At 72.3% G+C, this 17,983-nt stretch carries 11 protein-coding genes; 8 read left to right on the top strand and 3 right to left on the bottom strand.

Translation table 11 applies throughout. The annotated features are described in order from the left end of the window. Window position 1: 1 nt before the first annotated feature. From ACFZBD_RS06795 to ACFZBD_RS06785, 3 genes are read left to right on the top strand one after another with little or no spacing between them, the layout of a single operon-like run. Window positions 2–1,327 carry an extracellular solute-binding protein gene (locus tag ACFZBD_RS06795; protein ID WP_391136648.1) on the top strand — a complete coding sequence of 442 codons (1,326 nt, stop codon included), beginning with the start codon at window positions 2–4 and terminating at the stop codon, window positions 1,325–1,327. Window positions 1,328–1,332: 5 nt separating this feature from the next. After that, window positions 1,333–2,667, top strand: coding sequence for an ABC transporter permease subunit (locus ACFZBD_RS06790; RefSeq protein ID WP_391136645.1), 1,335 nt, complete (start codon window positions 1,333–1,335; stop codon window positions 2,665–2,667). Then, entirely contained in the window at window positions 2,664–3,596 is a 933-nt protein-coding gene (locus ACFZBD_RS06785) for an ABC transporter permease subunit (RefSeq protein ID WP_391136642.1), read from the top strand. Before ACFZBD_RS06790 ends, ACFZBD_RS06785 begins: the two co-directional genes overlap by 4 nt. 44 nt (window positions 3,597–3,640) lie before the next feature. Here the strand turns inward: ACFZBD_RS06785 and ACFZBD_RS06780 are convergent, their stop codons facing one another. Beyond that, a complete protein-coding gene (locus ACFZBD_RS06780) occupies window positions 3,641–5,176 on the bottom strand; it encodes a hypothetical protein (RefSeq protein ID WP_391136639.1) in 1,536 nt (511 codons plus the stop codon). A 275-nt stretch (window positions 5,177–5,451) separates the two neighbouring features. Between ACFZBD_RS06780 and ACFZBD_RS06775 the strand changes: the two genes are divergently transcribed. Both ACFZBD_RS06775 and ACFZBD_RS06770 read left to right on the top strand, forming a co-directional pair. Further along, window positions 5,452–6,078, top strand: coding sequence for a hypothetical protein (locus tag ACFZBD_RS06775; protein WP_391136636.1), 627 nt, complete (start codon window positions 5,452–5,454; stop codon window positions 6,076–6,078). Between the two features lie 356 nt (window positions 6,079–6,434). Further along, window positions 6,435–7,010 (top strand): hypothetical protein, encoded by a 576-nt coding sequence (locus ACFZBD_RS06770; protein WP_391136633.1) that lies wholly within the window; start codon window positions 6,435–6,437, stop codon window positions 7,008–7,010. A gap of 93 nt (window positions 7,011–7,103) precedes the next feature. On the opposite strand, the gene thpR is transcribed toward ACFZBD_RS06770, so the two are convergent. Continuing rightward, complete coding sequence (gene thpR, locus ACFZBD_RS06765; RefSeq protein ID WP_391136626.1) at window positions 7,104–7,736, bottom strand: RNA 2',3'-cyclic phosphodiesterase; 633 nt, start codon at window positions 7,734–7,736, stop codon at window positions 7,104–7,106. Between the two features lie 149 nt (window positions 7,737–7,885). Next, window positions 7,886–8,170, bottom strand: coding sequence for a hypothetical protein (locus ACFZBD_RS06760; RefSeq protein WP_391136623.1), 285 nt, complete (start codon window positions 8,168–8,170; stop codon window positions 7,886–7,888). Between the two features lie 285 nt (window positions 8,171–8,455). On the opposite strand from ACFZBD_RS06760, the gene ACFZBD_RS06755 reads away from it, so the two are divergent. The 3 genes from ACFZBD_RS06755 to ACFZBD_RS06745 all read left to right on the top strand — a co-directional run bounded on the left by ACFZBD_RS06755 (window position 8,456) and on the right by ACFZBD_RS06745 (window position 17,761). Then, window positions 8,456–9,466, top strand: a complete 1,011-nt coding sequence (locus ACFZBD_RS06755) for a substrate-binding domain-containing protein (RefSeq protein ID WP_391136621.1) — start codon at window positions 8,456–8,458, stop codon at window positions 9,464–9,466. A 491-nt stretch (window positions 9,467–9,957) separates the two neighbouring features. Beyond that, window positions 9,958–13,368 carry a CARDB domain-containing protein gene (locus ACFZBD_RS06750; protein ID WP_391136618.1) on the top strand — a complete coding sequence of 1,137 codons (3,411 nt, stop codon included), beginning with the start codon at window positions 9,958–9,960 and terminating at the stop codon, window positions 13,366–13,368. A 106-nt stretch (window positions 13,369–13,474) separates the two neighbouring features. Then, window positions 13,475–17,761, top strand: a complete 4,287-nt coding sequence (locus ACFZBD_RS06745) for a discoidin domain-containing protein (RefSeq protein ID WP_391136615.1) — start codon at window positions 13,475–13,477, stop codon at window positions 17,759–17,761. Window positions 17,762–17,983 lie beyond the last annotated feature (222 nt).

The raw sequence follows: 17,983 nt of genomic DNA, 5'->3' as shown, positions 1-17,983 counted from the left end.
CATGACCATACGACGACGCACGGCGATGGCGTGCTGCTCCGCCCTCACCCTGGCGCTGGGGGCGACCGCCTGCGGCGGCGGCCCGGTCAGCGCGGGCGGCGGCGGCAAGGAACTCGCAGGCCAGACCCTGAACGTGGCCGGCGTCTGGTCCGGCGCCGAGCAGAAGAACTTCCAGAAGGTGCTCGACGCCTTCACCGAGAAGACCGGCGCCGCGACCCGCTTCACCTCGACCGGCGACAACGTCTCCACCGTCGTCGGCAGCAAGATCGAGGGCGGCAACGCCCCCGACGTCGTGATGGTCCCGCAGGTCGGCGTCCTCCGGCAGTTCGCCGAGAAGAACTGGCTCAAGCCGCTCTCCGCGCCCACCGCGAAGGCCGTCGACACCAACTACGCCCCCGTCTGGAAGGAGTACGGCTCCGTCGACGGCAAGCTCTACGGCCTGTACTTCAAGGCGGCCCACAAGTCGACCGTCTGGTACAGCCCCGAGGCGTTCGAACAGGCGGGCGTCAAGCCGCCGAAGACGTACGAGGAGATGCTCCGGAGCGCCCAGGCGGTCTCCGACTCCGGCCTGCCCGCCTTCGCGGTCGCCGGCGAGGACGGCTGGACCCTCACCGACTGGTTCGAGAACGTCTACCTCTCCCAGGCGGGCCCCGAGAAGTACGACCGGCTCGCCCGGCACGAGATCAGCTGGACCGACCCGTCCGTCGTCAAGGCCCTCACCACCCTCGGCACGCTGTTCTCCGACCCGAAGCTGTTGGCCGGCGGCCAGAAGGGCGCGCTCGGCACCGACTTCCCCGGCTCCGTCGAGAAGGTCTTCGGCCCCGACCCCGAGGCGGGCATGGTGTACGAGGGCGACTTCGTCGCCGGCATCGCCAAGGACCAGTTCGGCCGGAAGATCGGCCAGGACGCCACGTTCTTCCCCTTCCCCGCCGTCACGGGCGGCAAGGCCCCCGTCGTCAGCGGCGGTGACGCCGCCGTCGTCCTGGCCGACGGCAAGAACCAGAAGGCGGCGACCGCCTTCCTCGAGTACCTCGCCACCCCCGAGGCCGCCGCCGTCTGGGCCGAGGCCGGCGGATTCCTCTCTCCCAACAAGAAGCTGGACCTCTCCTCCTACGGCGACGACACCCTCCGCGAGACCGCCAAGTCGCTGATCGACGCCGGGGACTCGGTGCGCTTCGACATGTCGGACCAGGCCCCGGCCTCCTTCGGCGGCACCAAGGGCGTGGGGGAGTGGAAGCTGCTCCAGGACTTCCTGCGCGACCCCTCCGACCCGGCGGCGACCGCGGCCGCGCTCGAAGCCGCCGCGGCCAAGGCCTACAAGGGCTGACGGACATGACCACCCTCACCCCACCCGTGGGGGCCGCGAGTCCCCGGCGGCGCGCCCAGCGCCGCCGGCGGACCGTCGCCGTCGCCTTCGTCCTGCCGGCGCTGCTGCTCCTCGGCGCGCTGGTCGTCTACCCCGTCCTCTTCTCCGTCGGCCGCAGCTTCTTCGACGCCTCCGGCAGCCGGTTCGTCGGCGGCGAGAACTACACCGAGATGCTCCGCGACCCGGCCACGCTGACCGCGATCCGCAACAGCGCCCTCTGGGTCGTCGTCGCCCCCACCCTGCTCACCGGCCTGGGGCTGATCCTCGCCGTGCTGGTGGAGAAGGTTCGCTGGGCCACCGCCTTCAAGCTGCTGCTCTTCATGCCGATGGCCGTCTCCTTCCTCGCCGCGGGCATCATCTTCCGGCTCGCCTACGAGGAGGACCCCGACAAGGGCGTCCTCAACGCGGCCGTGGTGGGCGTGCACGACGCCTTCACCGACACCGCCTCCTACCCCAGCGCCCGGGTGCGCGAAGGGCAGGGCGTCGCGAAGGCCCCGGACGGGTCGTACCGCACGACCGCCGCCGTCTCCCCTGGCGGCACCCTCGACCTCGGACTGGTGGGCGTGCCCCCCAAGGACGTACCGGCCGACGCACGGCCCGCGGCGCCCGCGAAGGCCGCCGCGGACGAGGTCCGCGGCGCCGTCTTCCTCGACTTCACCCCCGGCGGCGGGGGCCGGCCCGGCGTCGTCGACCCGGCCGAACGCGGCCTGCCGGGCCTGACGGTGGAGGCCGTACGGGACGGGAGGACGGCCGCCACGGCGACGACGGCGCCGGACGGTTCGTACCGCCTCACCGGCCTCGACGCGCGGGACACGTACACCGTGCGGCTGACCGCGGCGAACTTCGCGCCGCCCTACGAAGGCGTCTCCTGGCTCGGTCCCGCCCTCGTCACCCCGGCGATCATCGGCGCGTACCTGTGGATCTGGACCGGTTTCGCCATGGTCCTCATCGGCGCCGGTCTCTCCTCCCTCCCACGGGACGCGCTGGAGGCCGCCCGGATGGACGGGGCGAGCGAATGGCAGGTGTTCCGCAAGATCACCGTCCCCCTGCTGGCACCCGTCCTCACGGTCGTCTTCGTCACCCTGGTGATCAACGTGATGAAGGTCTTCGACCTCATCTACATCATCGCCCCCGGGCCGGTGCAGGAGGACGCCACCGTCCTCGCCACCCAGATGTGGCTCGTCTCCTTCGGCGGCGGCAACAACCAGGGACTCGGCAGCGCCCTCGGCGTCCTGCTCCTGCTGTTGGTGATCCCCGCCATGGTCTTCAACGTCCGCCGCTTCCGCAGGAGCCAGTCATGAGCGCGACCGTCACCCCGGCCCCGTCGAAGCGCCCCGCCCCGCCGTCCGGCCTCGGCACACCTCCGCGGACGGCGCCGCGCCGGGCCCCGGGCGGCCGGCTCCGCCGCTGGCTCGGCAACGGGCTGGTCCAGGCGTTCCTCGCGGTCGTCGGCCTGATCTGGGTCACCCCCGTCGCCGGACTGCTGCTCTCCTCGCTGCGCTCGCCCGACGACAGCGCGTCGAGCGGCTGGTGGACCGCGCTGGCCGCACCCGGTCAGCTGTCCTTCGACAACTACACGGCCGTCCTGGCCAACGCGGGCCTCACCCGCGCCTTCTGGAACACGGTGCTCATCTCCGTGCCGACGACCGTGCTCGTCGTCGTCCTCGCCGCACTCGCCGGATACGCCTTCGCCTGGCTGGAGTTCCCCGGCCGCGACTGGATCTTCCTGCTGGTCGTCGCGCTCCTGGTGGTGCCCGTCCAGGTGGGCCTGCTGCCCGTCGCCAAACTCTTCGGTCAGCTGGGCCTGTTCGGCACGATCCCCGGCGTGGTGCTCTTCCACGTCGCCTACGGACTGCCGTTCGCGATCTTCCTGCTGCGCAACTATTTCGCCGACATCCCGCGCGAGATGCTGGAGGCCGCCCGGATGGACGGGGGCAGCGAGTGGCGCATCTTCACCCGGCTCGTCCTGCCGGTCGGACGGCCCGCCCTCGCGAGCCTGGCGATCTTCCAGTTCCTCTGGGTCTGGAACGACATGCTGGTGGCGCTGCTGTTCGCGGACAGCTCCTCCCAGCCGCTGACCGTGGAACTCCAGTCGCAGGTACGGCAGTTCGGCAGCAACATCGATGTGCTGGCGCCGGGCGCGTTCCTCTCCCTGATCGTCCCGGTCGTGGTCTTCTTCGCCTTCCAGCGGCACTTCGTCCAGGGGGTGATGGCGGGCTCCGTCAAGTGACGGGGAGGGGCACGGCCTTCACCCGTCCTCGGGAAGCCCTCTCCTCACGGGCGCTCTTCGAGTTCGGCCACCACCAGCGTGCCCGCGCCCGGGAACGTGAGCCGTTTCAGCGGGTGCCGGTAGGGCCAGCTCTCCGCCCGGTGGAAGGAGACGTCCGCCGGCACCGGCACCCCGCGCAGGTCCACGGCGTGCGTGCCCGGCGGAAGCGCCGACGCGGCCGCCAGCAGCGGATCGGCCGACCCGGCCCACTCCTCGACCGGCACCGGGCGGGGCCACGCCTCCCCGGTGTTGGGGAACAGCCAAGGGGCCTCCGGCCGCCACGTCCCGCCCGAGCGCTCACGCGCCGCGGCTTCCCTGGCGAGCCGCGCATAGGTCAGCAGCAGGTCGGGCAGGGACTCGGCGATCAGGGTGAGATCGGGGAACTCGCGCAGCGTCCCCGGCGTGGACATCACCGACACCGCACACCCCCACGCTCCCGTGTCGGGGTCGATCCGGATCTGTGCCAGCGCCGCGTAGGGGCCGTAGTCGACCCGGGCGAGCGGCCAGTACGTCCCGTCGCCGCCGAGCATGGCGTGCGTCTCCGGCGTGACCTCGTGCTCCTTGGCGCCGGGCAGCAGGATCAGGTCCGGCAGACCGCTGACGCGGACCGCGCCGATCTCCCGGAACACCTCCCGGAGATCCGCCGGCACGGTGACGGGCCAGGCGCCCCTCTCGGCGTCCGGGCAGCCGGGCTCCAGCTCCACCCGCTCCGGGAACTCCTCGGCCAGCGCACGCAGTTCGGCGATCGCGCGGGCCGGCGCGTCGGACGGCACGGTGTGCCGGCGGACGGGCCGGCCCAGGAAGTCGCCGCTGACCACGCTGCGGATCAGCAGCAGGCGGCCGCCTCCGGAGAAGGCCGCCTCGACCTCGCTGCCGCCGGTGTCCGCGGTCTCGAACTCCAGGGAGTAGTACGGCTCCCAGCGCACCCGGCACGGGTAGTCGGGCACCGCGGCCAGGTCCACCACGTCCGTCAGCTGGTCCCCGCGGCCGACGAGCGCGGCGAGTTCGGCGTCGGGACCCTCGGCCACCGCCACGCTGGGCACCGCGGTCACGCACGCCGTGCCGCCGCCGTCGTGGCCCCCGCTCGTCGCGGTGGCGGGAGGGGGAGTCGGGTCGACGAGCCCGGCCAGCCAGTCCGTGAAGGTCGGGGCCAGCACCCACACGTCACCGTCCTCGCCGAACGACGCCGCCAGCACCGGCCCCCAGTCGTCGCGGTCCGCCCCGTCGACCCCCACGAGCACCCCGAGGTGGTCGGCGCGACGCTCGCCGAGGGTCCAGTAGCCGCCTCGGAACGCCCGCGGGGCGAGGCGGGCTTCCGGCCCGAAGCGGTACGTGTCGCCGCCCGCGGACCCGTCCGCGGCGGGCCCGGTGGCGATGCCCCCGGTCTCCAGGAGTACCCGGCGGACCGCCGCGGGGACGGGGATCGGCCACGCGTCGAGTGCGTCGGAGGTGAAGGGGTCGGCTGAACGCACCGCACCGTTCGCCCGCAGAGCGGCCAGGGCCTTCTCCGCCCGTGCCATCGCCTTCGCCTCGCCGTCCACCGTTGTCCCTCTCGTTCCGCCCGTTCGGTCGCGCCGGCTCCCGCCCGGGGGCAGCCGGATCGCCTCGGTGAGCGCCGAGTTCCGGCGGCTCCCGACACCGCGCGCCTGGTGAGGGTATCCGGCCAGGGTCGTGGATCCCGCACGCCCGGCCCCTTCCCGGAGAGGGCCGGGCCGCTTCGGGTTTGACCCCTCGATATGCGGCAAGCCGAACCGGCAGAGCGCTCTGCAAGCAGTGACGAACAGCCAGCCAGGAGTCACGATCCAGGAAGGCAACCATGTCGACCCTGACCATTGTCCTCATCATCGCGGCGGTCGCCGCGGTGCTGCTGGTGGCCGGTCTCGCCCTCCGGGCCCGCACGGGGCCGGGGAGCGGCAAGCGCTCCCTCAAGCGGCGCTTCGGCCCCGAGTACGACCGCACCCTCGAACGCCACGGCGGCGACACCGAGGCGGCCCATCACGACCTGCTCGACCGGGTCGAACGCCACGGCCACATCCGGCCGTTGCCCCTGGAACCCGCCGCCCGCGAGCAGTACACCGCTCAGTGGACCACCCTCCAGGAACGCTTCGTCGACGCCCCTCGGCAGGCCGTCACCGACGCCGTCCAGCTCCTCTCGCGGATCGCCGCGACCCGGGGCTTCCCGGCCGGTGACCGCCACGACGACCAGCTCGACGCCCTGTCGGTGCACCACCCGCGTCACGTGGAGGGGCTGCGCACGGCCCGCCGGGCCGCGCACACCGAGTCCGCGTCCACCGACGAACTGCGCAAGGCCCTGCTCCACGCGCGTGCCCTCTTCGACGACCTGACGACGGCCGGACCCTCGGCCGGCGTGTCGGCCCGCCCGCACCGGACGACCGCGCACAGCCGCGGTCACCTGCTCAAGCCGAAGGGAAGTGGTGCCTGATGGCACGCGAGAACCGGGACCAGTGGACGGACGACCGGACTGGAGCCGACCCCCGGCACGAAGCAGCGGCCCCGCCGCCTCCGCCGCCGCCCACACCGCCGGTCCCGGGCGCCGCCGGAGCCCCGGCGACACCGCTCGCCCAGTCCCCTCTGTCCGCCGCACCGTCCGACGAACCCGGCGCCACGGGCCGGAACGACGGGAGTCCTCAGCCGACCCCCGCCGTGGCCCCCGCCGCGCCGCGCGGACGAACCACGACGGACCCGCTCGCGCACGCCGGCCCGGCTCCCGGGCCCGGCGAGCGGGGTGGTGACGGGCGCGGTGCCCATCCGGGGAACGGCGCACACCACGCCTCCGGTGTGTCGACGCGCAAGGAGCCGGGCAGGGGCGCCGGCCGCGCCTCCGGCGCGGGCACGGGCCCGGGTTCCGGCCTCGGTTTCGTCCCGGGCACCGCCTCGGGCTCCGGTCGCGACACGGACCGCGCCCCGGGTGCCGGGCCGGGCACCGACCCGGGCCAGGGTCCCGGCGCCGGTCACGGTCCGGGCACCGCCCCGGGGACGGACTCCGGTTACGGTACCGGCCCGGCCGCTGACGGCGGTCTCGCGCAGGGCTCGGATCGGGCCCACGGTCAGGGGCAGGGCGGTGCGGCGCCCGAGCCGCTGCTCGACGGCACCGACCGGGACCGGCTCGGCCGGCGCATGCACCACGCGCTCGCCGGGTTCGTCGACTCGCCGCACGACGCCGTCGCCGAGGCGGCGGAGGTCCTGGACGAGGTGGAGAAGCAGCTCATCGCCTCCCTCCAGGACCGCCGCGCCGCGCTCCGGGAGGGCTGGCAGGGCAAGGGCGCCTCGGGTGAGGGAGGCGTGGACACCGAACGGCTCCGGCTCACCCTGCGTACGTACCGCGAGGTGACCGAGCGACTGCTCGCCACATGACGGCGGCCTCACCGCCGCCGGTACGGCCGGGGCTCCCGTGGTGAACCACGGGAGCCGCGGCCGTATCTCCGTGCCCGGAGCGGGCCGGTCGGGTCAGGTCGTGGTGCGGGTGCGGCACGGCTTCCCGTCGCCCTCGGTCTCGCGGGCCGGAGCGCCGAAGGGCCAGGCGTCGATGTCGCGGTAGCGGATCGGCCCCGGCCCCCGGCCGTAGTTGCTGCCGACCAGATGCAGCCGCTCGGCGGGCCAGGGACGGCCCTCGAAGGCGGCGAGTCCGGAAGCGGCCTCCACCACGCTCGTCGAGTCGTCGCGACGGGCCCGGGCGAGCGTCAGATGGGGCCGCAGCGGCCGTTCCTCGAACGGGATCCCGCACTCCCTGACTGCGGCACGGACCTCGGTGGCCAGCAGGTGGAGCCCTTCGAGGTCTCCGTCGACGCCGCTCCACAGCACGCGCTCGTCGAAGCACCCGGCGCCCCGCAGGGCCAGCCGCAGCGGCGGACGCCCCGCCGCGAGGCGCGCCAGCGGCGCCCGCAGGTCCGGGACGGCGCTCACCGGCAGCTCGCCGAGGAACGCCAGGGTGATGTGCCAGTCCTCGATGCGGTTCCACCGCATGCCCGGGTACGCGTCGTAGGCGGGCCGCAGCGCCCGCGCCAGTTCGTCCTTCGCCTCGTCGGGCGGGGCGAGCGCTATGAACACGCGGACGGTGGAGGCCTCGATCTGTTCGTTCACAGAGCCTTCGTACACCACGGCCTCCCCTCCCCGGGAAGCCGAGCCCCCGCGCCCCTCGGCCCGGCCGCCCCGTGCCCGGGCATGACGGAGGCGCGTGACGACCCGGTCCCCGGCCGCGTGGGTGACGGCCGGGGTGTCCGCGGGCGGAGCTACTCCGGCTGGGTCACCGTCAGGGCCCACCGGACGTCCTCCGTCGACGCGTCCACGCCGATCGCGAAGGATCCCGACCGGACCACGCCCGCGTCCATGGTCACCGAGCCCGTTCCCGCCGTGCCGGCGGGGCAGTCGACGGAGAACGCGGCGACCTCCGTGCCCTGGGACTCCATGGTCACGCGGACGTCGCCCCCGCCCTCGCACGCCACCGTGAGGACCGTCGGCAGACCGTCCCACGCGCCGGCCGAGACGACGCCGCCGTCTCCGGTCCTCTCCGGCACCCACACCAGACCTTCCGGGGCCGGGGTGGGGCAGCAGGACGTCGGCCAACGCCACCGCCGGCCCCGTCCCCGTGCCCGTCAGCCCGACGACCATCAGAGCCGTCGTTGCCAGAGCCTTCTTCCACCGCGTCATGCGCACTCCTTGACGATCCGTCATAGATCCGGAAGTCTGCCGCCGCCGACGTTTCCGCACATGAGTACGCGTACTCATGTGGCGGTGATCGGATCATGCCGATGCTCACACGGCCGCAAAATTCTTGCGGGGCTTGCGCTACGCTTGCGTGTATGACGCGACGACTTGCTCAGGTGGCCAAGAAGGTGGGGGTCAGCGAGGCCACGGTCAGCCGGGTGCTCAATGGCAAGCCGGGTGTCTCCGACGCGACCCGGCAGTCCGTGCTGACCGCCCTGGACGTGCTGGGGTACGAGCGGCCCACCCAGCTGCGCGGCGAGCGCGCGCGTCTGGTCGGGCTGGTCCTGCCCGAGTTGCAGAACCCGATCTTTCCCGCGTTCGCGGAGGTGATCGGCGGCGCGCTGGCCCAGCAGGGGCTGACCCCCGTGCTGTGCACGCAGACCAAGGGCGGCGTCTCGGAGGCCGACTACGTGGAGCTGCTGCTCCAGCAGCAGGTCTCCGGGGTCGTCTTCGCCGGTGGACTCTTCGCCCAGGCCGACGCCCCGCACGACCACTACCGCCAGCTCGCCGAGCGCAAGATCCCCGTCGTCCTGATCAACGCCCCCATCGAGGGCCTCGACTTCCCCTGCGTCTCCTGCGACGACGCCGTCGCCGTCGAACAGGCGTGGCGCCACCTCGCCTCGCTCGGCCACGAGCGGATCGGCCTGGTCCTCGGCCCCGCCGACCACGTCCCGTCCCGCCGCAAGCTGGAAGCCGCCCGCGCCGCGTCGAAGGCCGCCGGCCGGAAGCTGTCCGAGGAGTTCGTCGAGCGGTCGATGTTCTCCCTGGAGGGCGGACAGGCGGCCGCCGCGCGACTCTGGGAGCGCGGTGTGACCGGCATCGTGTGCGCGAGCGACCCGCTGGCCCTCGGCGCGATCAGGGCCGCGCGCCGCCGCGGCCTCGGCGTTCCCTCCGATGTCTCGGTCGTCGGCTTCGACGACTCCGCCTTCATGAACTGCACCGAGCCGCCCCTGTCCACCGTCCGCCAGCCCATCGAGGCGATGGGCCGGGCCGCGGTGGAGCTGCTCTGCGCCCAGATCCAGGGATCCCAGACCCACTCGGGCGAGCTTCTGTTCGAACCGGAGCTCGTCGTCCGCGGCTCGACGGCCCAGCCGCCCCTCGCATAACCCGCCTGCCCCGCCTCCGAACCGACCCGCGCGCCCGCCCCCCGTACCCGCCCCGCCCTCCCGCGGACGCGGTTCGTACGCAGGGCGGGCGCGCGGCGTTCCGCCTGCCCGCCGGGCCGCTCCTCGCCCCCGCGCCGCCGCGCCTGCCCCGTGACCTGCACCGACGCGCCTACCGGCGCGCTTCCGGGCCGGCTCCTGTGTGCGCCACGTAACTCCCCCCTTGGTCACGCCCGTTGACAAAGTGGTCACCTGGTAGAAACCTGTCACCCTGACAGCGCAAAACATTGACCGAATAACTCAAAAGTTCTGGATAACCGCTGTCATTTCCTCGCCCTCACCCTGTCAGTACCTGGCGAGAGTTCCCTGTCATCGTCCACTCGGCGCACCGGTACGTGTGCCTCGTCGCCCTGCCCTCCGTCGACCGGCACGCCGACGGAGGCCGGGCCGCGAGCCACGGCCGCCCGCGCGGATCACGGAACAAGAGGCCATTCATGAGAGGCACACACCAGGGCCGGCGGCTGCTCGCCGGCGCGGTGACAGCCGGCTTGGTCGCGGTCGGGCTGCTGCCCGTCGCCGCCCATGCGGCGCCCCCGTCCGCCCCCGCCGCGCCCGTCTCCGCGCAGGCGGCGGGCCCCAATCTGGCGCTCGGCAAGTCCGCCACGGCCGGCGGCGCGCACGGCGCCTACCCGGCCGGCAACGTCACCGACGGAAGCCAGCAGTCGTACTGGGAAGGCCCGCAGGGCTCGTTCCCCCAATGGGTCCAGGTCGACCTCGGCGGCAGCGTCCGCGCCGACCGCGTCGCCCTCAAGCTGCCCACCGGGTGGGAGGCGCGCCGTCAGACCCTCAGCATCCAGGGCAGCACCGACGGCAGCAGCTTCAGCACCCTCTCCGCGTCGGGGGCCCGCGCCTTCGACCCGGCCGCCGCCAACACCGTCGGCGTCGGCTTCACCGCCACCACCGTCCGGTACGTCCGCGTCCAGGTCGGCGCCAACACGGGCTGGAACGCGGCGCAACTGTCCGAACTGGAGGTGTACGGAGCGGACGACGGAGGCCCGGTCGAGCCCCCGGTCAACGGATCGAACCTCGCCCGCAACAAGCCCATCGAGGCCACCTCCACGACACAGACGTACATCGCCGCGAACGCCAACGACGACAGCGTCGCCAGCTACTGGGAATCGGCCGGATTCCCCTCCAGCCTCACCGTGAAGCTCGGCGCCAACGCCGATGTCGCGGCCGTCGTCGTCAAACTCAACCCCGACCAGGCCTGGGGTCCGCGCACCCAGTCGCTCCAGGTCCTCGGACGGGAGCAGTCGGCCTCCGGCTTCACCTCCCTCAAGGCGCGCGCCGACTACGCCTTCAGCCCGTCGTCCGGGCAGAACACCGTCACCATCCCGGTCACCGGCCGGTACGCCGACGTCCGGCTCACGTTCTTCTCCAACACCGGCGCCCCCGGCGCCCAGGTCGCGGAGTTCCAGGTCGTCGGCGCGGCCGCGCCCAACCCCGACCTCACCGTCACCGATCTGACGTGGACCCCCTCCTCCCCGTCCGAGACGGACGCCGTGACCGTCAACGCGACCGTCCGCAACGCCGGCACCGCGGCCGCCGCCGCGACCACGGTCCAGGTCAGCCTGGAGGGCGCCGTCGCCGGCTCGGCCGCGGTTCCCGCACTCGCCGCCGGAGCTTCGGCGACCGTCCCGGTCACGGTGGGCAAGCGGCCCATGGGCTCGTACACCGTCTCGGCGGTGGCCGACCCGACCGACACCGTCGCGGAGCAGGACAACAGCAACAACAGCCGGACGGCGGCGGCCAAGCTCGTCGTCGGCCAGAGCCCCGGTCCCGACCTGCGGGTCACGGCCATCACCACCAACCCGTCCAGCCCCGCCGTCGGCTCCGCCGTCACCTTCACCGTCGCGGTCGACAACCGCGGCACCACCGGCGCCCCGGCCGGCACGGTGACCCGGCTGACCGCCGGAACCACCACGCTGAACGGCACCACCGGCGCCATCGCCGCCGGCCAGACGGCCACCGTCGCGATCTCCGGCACCTGGACGGCCACGAGCGGCGGGGCCACCCTCACCGCGACGGCCGACGCCACCGGGACCGTCACCGAGACCGACGAGACCAACAACGTCTTCACCCGCTCCCTCGTGGTCGGACGCGGCGCCGCCGTGCCGTACAGCGAGTACGAGGCGGAGGACGCCCGCTACGAGGGCACCCTGCTCACCGCCGACCAGAAGCGGACCTTCGGCCACACGAACTTCGCCACCGAGTCCTCCGGCCGCAAGTCGGTGCGCCTCAACTCCCAGGGACAGTACGTCGAGTTCACCTCGACTAACCCGTCCAACTCGATCGTGGTGCGCAACTCCGTCCCCGACTCCGCCGCCGGCGGCGGGGCGGAAGCCACGATCAGCCTCTACGCGAACGGCACCTTCGTCCGCAAACTGACCCTGTCGTCCAAGCACAGCTGGCTCTACGGCACCACCGACGACCCCGAGGGCCTCACCAACCGGCCCGGCGGTGACGCACGGCGGCTCTTCGACGAGTCGCACGCGCTGCTGACGCAGACCTACCCGGTGGGCACGAAGTTCCGGCTCCAGCGCGATGCGGGCGACTCGGCGGCCTTCTACGTCATCGACCTGATCGACCTGGAGCAGGTCGCGCCCCCGGCCGCCAAGCCGGCCGACTGCGTCTCCATCACCGAGTACGGTGCCGTCCCCAACGACGGCATCGACGACACGGACGCCCTCCAGCGCGCCGTGACCGCCGACCAGAACGGTCAGATCCCCTGCGTGTGGATCCCCGCCGGGCAGTGGCGCCAGGAGCAGAAGATCCTGACCGACGACCCACTCAACCGGGGCCAGTTCAACCAGGTCGGCATCCGTGACGTGACCATCCGGGGCGCGGGCATGTGGCACTCCCAGCTCTCCACCCTGACCCCGCCGCACCAGGCCGGCGGCATCAACCACCCCCACGAGGGCAACTTCGGCTTCGACATCGACCACAACACGCAGATCTCCGACATCGCCATCTTCGGCTCGGGTCAGATCCGCGGCGGTGACGGCAACGCCGAGGGGGGCGTCGGCCTCAACGGACGCTTCGGCAAGGGCACCAAGATCAGCAACGTGTGGATCGAGCACGCCAACGTCGGCGTCTGGGCCGGCCGCGACTACGCCAACATCCCCGAGCTCTGGGGCCCCGGCGACGGCCTGGAGTTCAGTGGGATGCGGATCCGCAACACGTACGCCGACGGCATCAACTTCGCCAACGGCACCCGCAACTCGACCGTCTACAACTCCTCCTTCCGCAACACCGGCGACGACGCGCTGGCCGTCTGGGCCAGCAAGTACGTCAAGGACACCTCGGTGGACATCGGATCCAATAACCACTTCCGCAACAACACCATCCAGCTGCCCTGGCGCGCCAACGGGATCGCCGTCTACGGCGGCTTCGGGAACACGATCGAGAACAACGTCATCTCGGACACCATGAACTACCCGGGCATCATGCTGGCCACGGACCACGACCCGCTGCCCTTCTCCGGCCAGACCCTGATCGCCAACAACGCCCTCCACCGCACCGGCGGCGCGTTCTGGAACGAGGACCAGGAGTTCGGCGCCATCACGCTCTTCGCGCAAGGGCAGCCCATCCCGGGCGTCACCATCCGGGACACCGACATCCTCGACTCGACGTACGACGGCATCCAGTTCAAGACGGGTGGCGGCGAGATGCCGAACGTGAAGATCAGCAACGTTCGGATCGACAAGTCGAACAACGGCTCCGGCGTCCTCGCGATGAGCGGGGCGCGAGGCAGCGCCACGCTGACGAACGTGACCATCACCGACTCGGCCGAGGGCGACGTCCTCATCGAGCCCGGCTCGCAGTTCGTCGTCACCAGGAACTGACCCGCCCCACCCCGTGCGGCGGCCCCGTCCCGACGGGGCCGCCGCCCCTGAGCCGTGCCTCGCCGCCGGTCGGGCGCGAGGCCGAGAACGAGGACTGAGAGGACAGATGAGCATCTCCGACTGGAGACCACGCTTCCTGAGCGCCGTGGTCGCGACCAGCCTCCTGGCAGTGGGCGGTCCGCTGGTGACCGCCGAGGCCGCGGGCGGACCCAACATCGCCCTCGGAGACCCGGCGGCGGCCGCCAGCGCCGTGGCCGAGTACGGCGCCGGAAACATCACCGACGGCAACCAGGCCTCGTACTGGCAGAGCGCCGGCACCGGTCTGCCCCAGTGGGTGCAGGCCGACCTGGGGACCACGACCCGCGTGGACGAGGTGGTCCTGAAGCTGCCCGCCGGCTGGGAGAGCCGTCAGCAGACGCTCTCCGTCCAGGGCAGCGCCGACGGCACGAGCTTCGCCACCCTGAAGAACTCCGCCACCTACACCTTCAGCCCGGGCGCGGCCAACACGGTCACCGTGGGCTTCCCCGCCACTCAGGCGCGGTTCGTCCGCGTCCACATCACCGCCAACACCGGCTGGCAGGCGGCCCAGCTCTCCGAGCTGGAGGTGCACGCCGCCGACGCCTCCTCCGGCAACCTCGCGAGCGGCCGCACGCTGACCGCGAGCAGCCACACCCAGGTGTACGCGGCGGGCAACGCCAACGACGGCAACCGGGCCACGTACTGGGAGAGCGCCAACAACGCCCTCCCGCAGTGGCTCCAGGCCGACCTCGGCTCCGCCGTCCGCGTCGACCGGGTCGTCCTGCGTCTGCCCTCCGCCTGGGAGCCCCGCAGCCAGACCCTGAAGGTCCAGGGCAGCACCGACGGCACCGCCTTCACCGACCTGACCGCCTCCCGGGCGTACACCTTCGACGCCGCCGGCGGGCACGCCGCGACGCTCGCCTTCGACGCGACCACCACCCGGTACGTGCGCGTCCTGGTCACCGCGAACAGCGTCCAGGCCGCCGGACAACTCTCCGAGCTGGAGGTCTACGGCCCGCAGACCGGCGACACGCAGGCCCCGTCGGTGCCCGCGAACCTCGCCCTCACCCAGCCCGCCACCGACCGGATCCGGCTCACCTGGAACGCCGCCACCGACAATGTCGGCGTGACCGGCTACGACGTCTACGCCAACGGCGCCCTGCTGACCAGCGTCGGCGCGGGCGTCACCACCTTCACCGACACCCGGCCGGCGAACCAGACCGTCACCTACCGCGTGCGCGCCAAGGACGCGGCGGGCAACCAGTCCGCCGACAGCAACAGCGTGACCCGCACCGGTGACACCGGGGACACCCAGGCCCCGACGGCGCCCGCGAACCTGGCGCTCACCGAACCGGCCGCCGGGCAGATCAGGCTGGCCTGGACCGCCTCCTCGGACAACGTCGGCGTCAGCGGCTACGACGTCTACGCCGACAACACCCTCCGGGGCAGCGTGGCCGGCAACGTCACCACGTACACCGACACCCAGCCGGCCTCCGCCACCGTCACCTACCACGTGCGCGCCAAGGACGCGGCGGGCAACCAGTCGGCGAACAGCAACGCCGTGACCCGCGACGGCACCGGCGGCCCGGGCTCCAACCTCGCGGTCGGCAAGGAGATCGCCGCCTCCTCCACGGTGCACACCTACGCCGCGGCCAACGCCAACGACAACAACGTCGCGACGTACTGGGAAGGCGCGGGCGGCAGCTACCCGCAGACCCTCACCGTGAAGCTCGGCTCCAACGCCGACGTCGGCCGGCTCGTCCTCAAGCTCAACCCCGACGCGGCCTGGGCCACCCGCAGCCAGACGATCGAGGTGCTGGGCCGCGAGCAGAGCGCCTCCGGCTTCGGCGGACTCGTCGCGGCGAAGAGCTACACCTTCGACCCGTCCGGCGGCAACACCGTCACGATCCCGCTCTCCGCCCGGATCGCCGACGTCCAGCTGCGGTTCACCGCCAATTCCGGCTCCTCGGCCGGCCAGCTCGCCGAACTCCAGGTCATCGGCGTCCCGGCACCCAATCCGGACCTCGAGGTCACCGGTCTCACCGCCTCGCCCGCGTCCCCGGTCGAATCGGACCCGATCACGGTGAGCGCGACCGTCCGCAACAGCGGCCCCGCCGCCGCGCCGGCCGGCGCCGTCGCGCTGCGCCTGGGCGGCACGAAGGTCGCCACCGCCCAGGTCGGCGCCCTCGCCGCCGGTGCGCAGACCACGGTCAGCGCCTCCCTCGGCGTGCGGGCCGCCGGGTCCTACCAGCTGAGCGCGGTCGTCGACGAGGCGAACGCGATCATCGAGCAGAACGAGTCCAACAACACCTACACCAGCCCCACCGCCCTCGTCGTCCGGCCGGTCTCCAGCTCCGACCTGGTCACGTCCTCCGTGACGACCTCGCCGTCCAGCCCCGCGGCCGGGGACGCCGTCACCTTCAAGGTGGCCGTGAAGAACCAGGGCACCGTCGCGACCGCATCCGGCGGCCACGGCGTCACGCTCACCCTGGTCGACTCCCAGGGCGCCACGGTCAAGACGCTGACCGGTGCGCACAACGGAGCCCTCGCGGCCGGAGCCACGGCGGAGGTGAGCCTCGGCACCTGGACCGCCGCCAACGGCTCGTACACCGTGAAGGTCGTCCTCGCCGACGACGCCAACGAACTGCCGGTCAAGCGCGCCAACAACACCTCCACCCAGCCGCTCTTCGTCGGCCGCGGCGCGAACATGCCGTACGACATGTACGAGGCCGAGGACGGGACCGCCGGGGGAGGAGCGCAGGTCGTCGGCCCGAACCGGACCGTCGGTGACATCGCCGGCGAGGCCTCGGGACGCAAGGCCGTGCACCTGGACGCGACGGGCGAGTACGTCGAGTTCACCACCCGCGCCGACACCAACACCCTGGTCGCCCGGGTCTCGCTGCCCGACGCCCCGGGCGGTGGCGGCATCGACTCCACGATCAACGTCTACGTCGACGGGGTGTTCAAGAAGGCGCTCCCGGTGACCTCGAAGTACGCCTGGCTGTACGGCGCCGAGACCGCGCCCGGCAACTCCCCGGGAGCGGGCGCCCCGCGGCACATCTACGACGAGGCGCACATGCTGCTCGGCGAGACCGTACGGGCCGGCAGCAGGATCCGGTTGCAGAAGGACGCCGCGAACAGCCGGCCGTACGCGATCGACTTCGTCAACCTGGAGCAGGTCGCCCCGGTCGCCAACCCCGACCCGGCGACGTACACCGTCCCGGCCGGCTTCGGCCACCAGGACGTCCAGAACGCGCTCGACAAGGTGCGGATGGACACCACGGGCACCCTCGTCGGCGTCTATCTGCCCCCGGGCGACTACCAGACGTCGAGCAAGTTCCAGGTGTACGGCAAGGCCGTGAAGGTCGTCGGCGCCGGCCCCTGGTACACGACGTTCCACGCCCCCGCCGCGCAGGACAACACCGACATCGGCTTCCGGGCCGAGGCGGCGGCGAAGGGCTCGCTCTTCAAGGGCTTCGCGTACTTCGGCAACTACACCTCGCGGATCGACGGCCCGGGCAAGGTGTTCGACTTCGCCAACGTCACCGACATCGTGATCGACGACATCTGGAACGAACACATGGTGTGCCTGTACTGGGGCGCCAACACCGACCGGATCACCATCAAGAACTCGCGGATCCGCAACATGTTCGCCGACGGCATCAACATGACCAACGGGTCGACGGACAACCTGGTGACCAACAACGACGCCCGGGCCACCGGCGACGACAGCTTCGCGCTCTTCTCCGCCATCGACGCGGGCGGCGCGGAGATGAAGAACAACGTCTACGAGAACCTGACGTCGACGCTCACCTGGCGCGCCGCGGGTGTCGCCGTCTACGGCGGCTACCACAACACCTTCCGCAACATCCACATCGCGGACACGCTGGTCTACTCCGGCATCACCATCTCCTCGCTGGACTTCGGCTACCCGATGAACGGCTTCGGCACCGATCCCACGGTCTTCGAGAACATCTCGATCGTCCGGGCCGGCGGACACTTCTGGGGTTCGCAGACCTTCCCCGGCATCTGGGTGTTCTCCGCCTCCAAGGTCTTCCAGGGGATCAGGGTCAACCACGTCGACATCGTCGACCCGACGTACAGCGGAGTGATGTTCCAGACGAACTACGTCGGCGGACAGCCGCAGTTCCCCATCAAGGACACCGTCTTCACCGACGTCTCCATCACGGGGGCGCGCAAGAGCGGGGACGCCTTCGACGCGAAGTCGGGCTTCGGTCTCTGGGCCAACGAGATGCCGGAGTCCGGGCAGGGGCCGGCCGTGGGGGAGGTGACCTTCAACGGCCTGAAGCTGAGCGGCAACGCGGTGGACATCCGTAACACCACGTCCACCTTCAAGATCAACGTCAACCCCTGACCGCTCGCGCGGGGTGAGCCCCCCCGCGAGGCCCGGCCGGCGCACGGCACGCAAGTCGTTTGCGTGCCGTGCGCCGGTCCCTTGCGGTCCCCGAGCGCCCGCTTGCCCCCACGGGCCCTCGACGTCCCCGGCCTGCCCCGAGCGGCCCCGCGCCCTCCCGCACGCCCGCACACGCCCGTTCGCAGCTCCGGGCGTGCCGTCTCCATGTCCGGGCGGGGGTCG

Source organism: Streptomyces sp. NPDC008121 (assembly GCF_042957155.1).
In the GTDB taxonomy this organism is placed as follows: Bacteria; Actinomycetota; Actinomycetes; order Streptomycetales; family Streptomycetaceae; genus Streptomyces.
The sequence above is the reverse complement of the archived record's forward strand: the minus strand, read 5'-3'. Positions and strand labels throughout refer to the sequence as shown.

Bases quoted from the DNA above. Each gene is read 5' to 3' on its own strand.
- ACFZBD_RS06745 (WP_391136615.1), top strand. From the start codon at position 13,475: ATGAGCATCTCCGACTGGAGACCACGCTTCCTGAGCGCCGTGGTCGCG.
- ACFZBD_RS06785 (WP_391136642.1), top strand. From the start codon at position 2,664: ATGAGCGCGACCGTCACCCCGGCCCCGTCGAAGCGCCCCGCCCCGCCG.
- ACFZBD_RS06790 (WP_391136645.1), top strand. From the start codon at position 1,333: ATGACCACCCTCACCCCACCCGTGGGGGCCGCGAGTCCCCGGCGGCGC.
- ACFZBD_RS06775 (WP_391136636.1), top strand. From the start codon at position 5,452: ATGTCGACCCTGACCATTGTCCTCATCATCGCGGCGGTCGCCGCGGTG.
- ACFZBD_RS06755 (WP_391136621.1), top strand. From the start codon at position 8,456: ATGACGCGACGACTTGCTCAGGTGGCCAAGAAGGTGGGGGTCAGCGAG.
- ACFZBD_RS06795 (WP_391136648.1), top strand. From the start codon at position 2: ATGACCATACGACGACGCACGGCGATGGCGTGCTGCTCCGCCCTCACC.
- ACFZBD_RS06750 (WP_391136618.1), top strand. From the start codon at position 9,958: ATGAGAGGCACACACCAGGGCCGGCGGCTGCTCGCCGGCGCGGTGACA.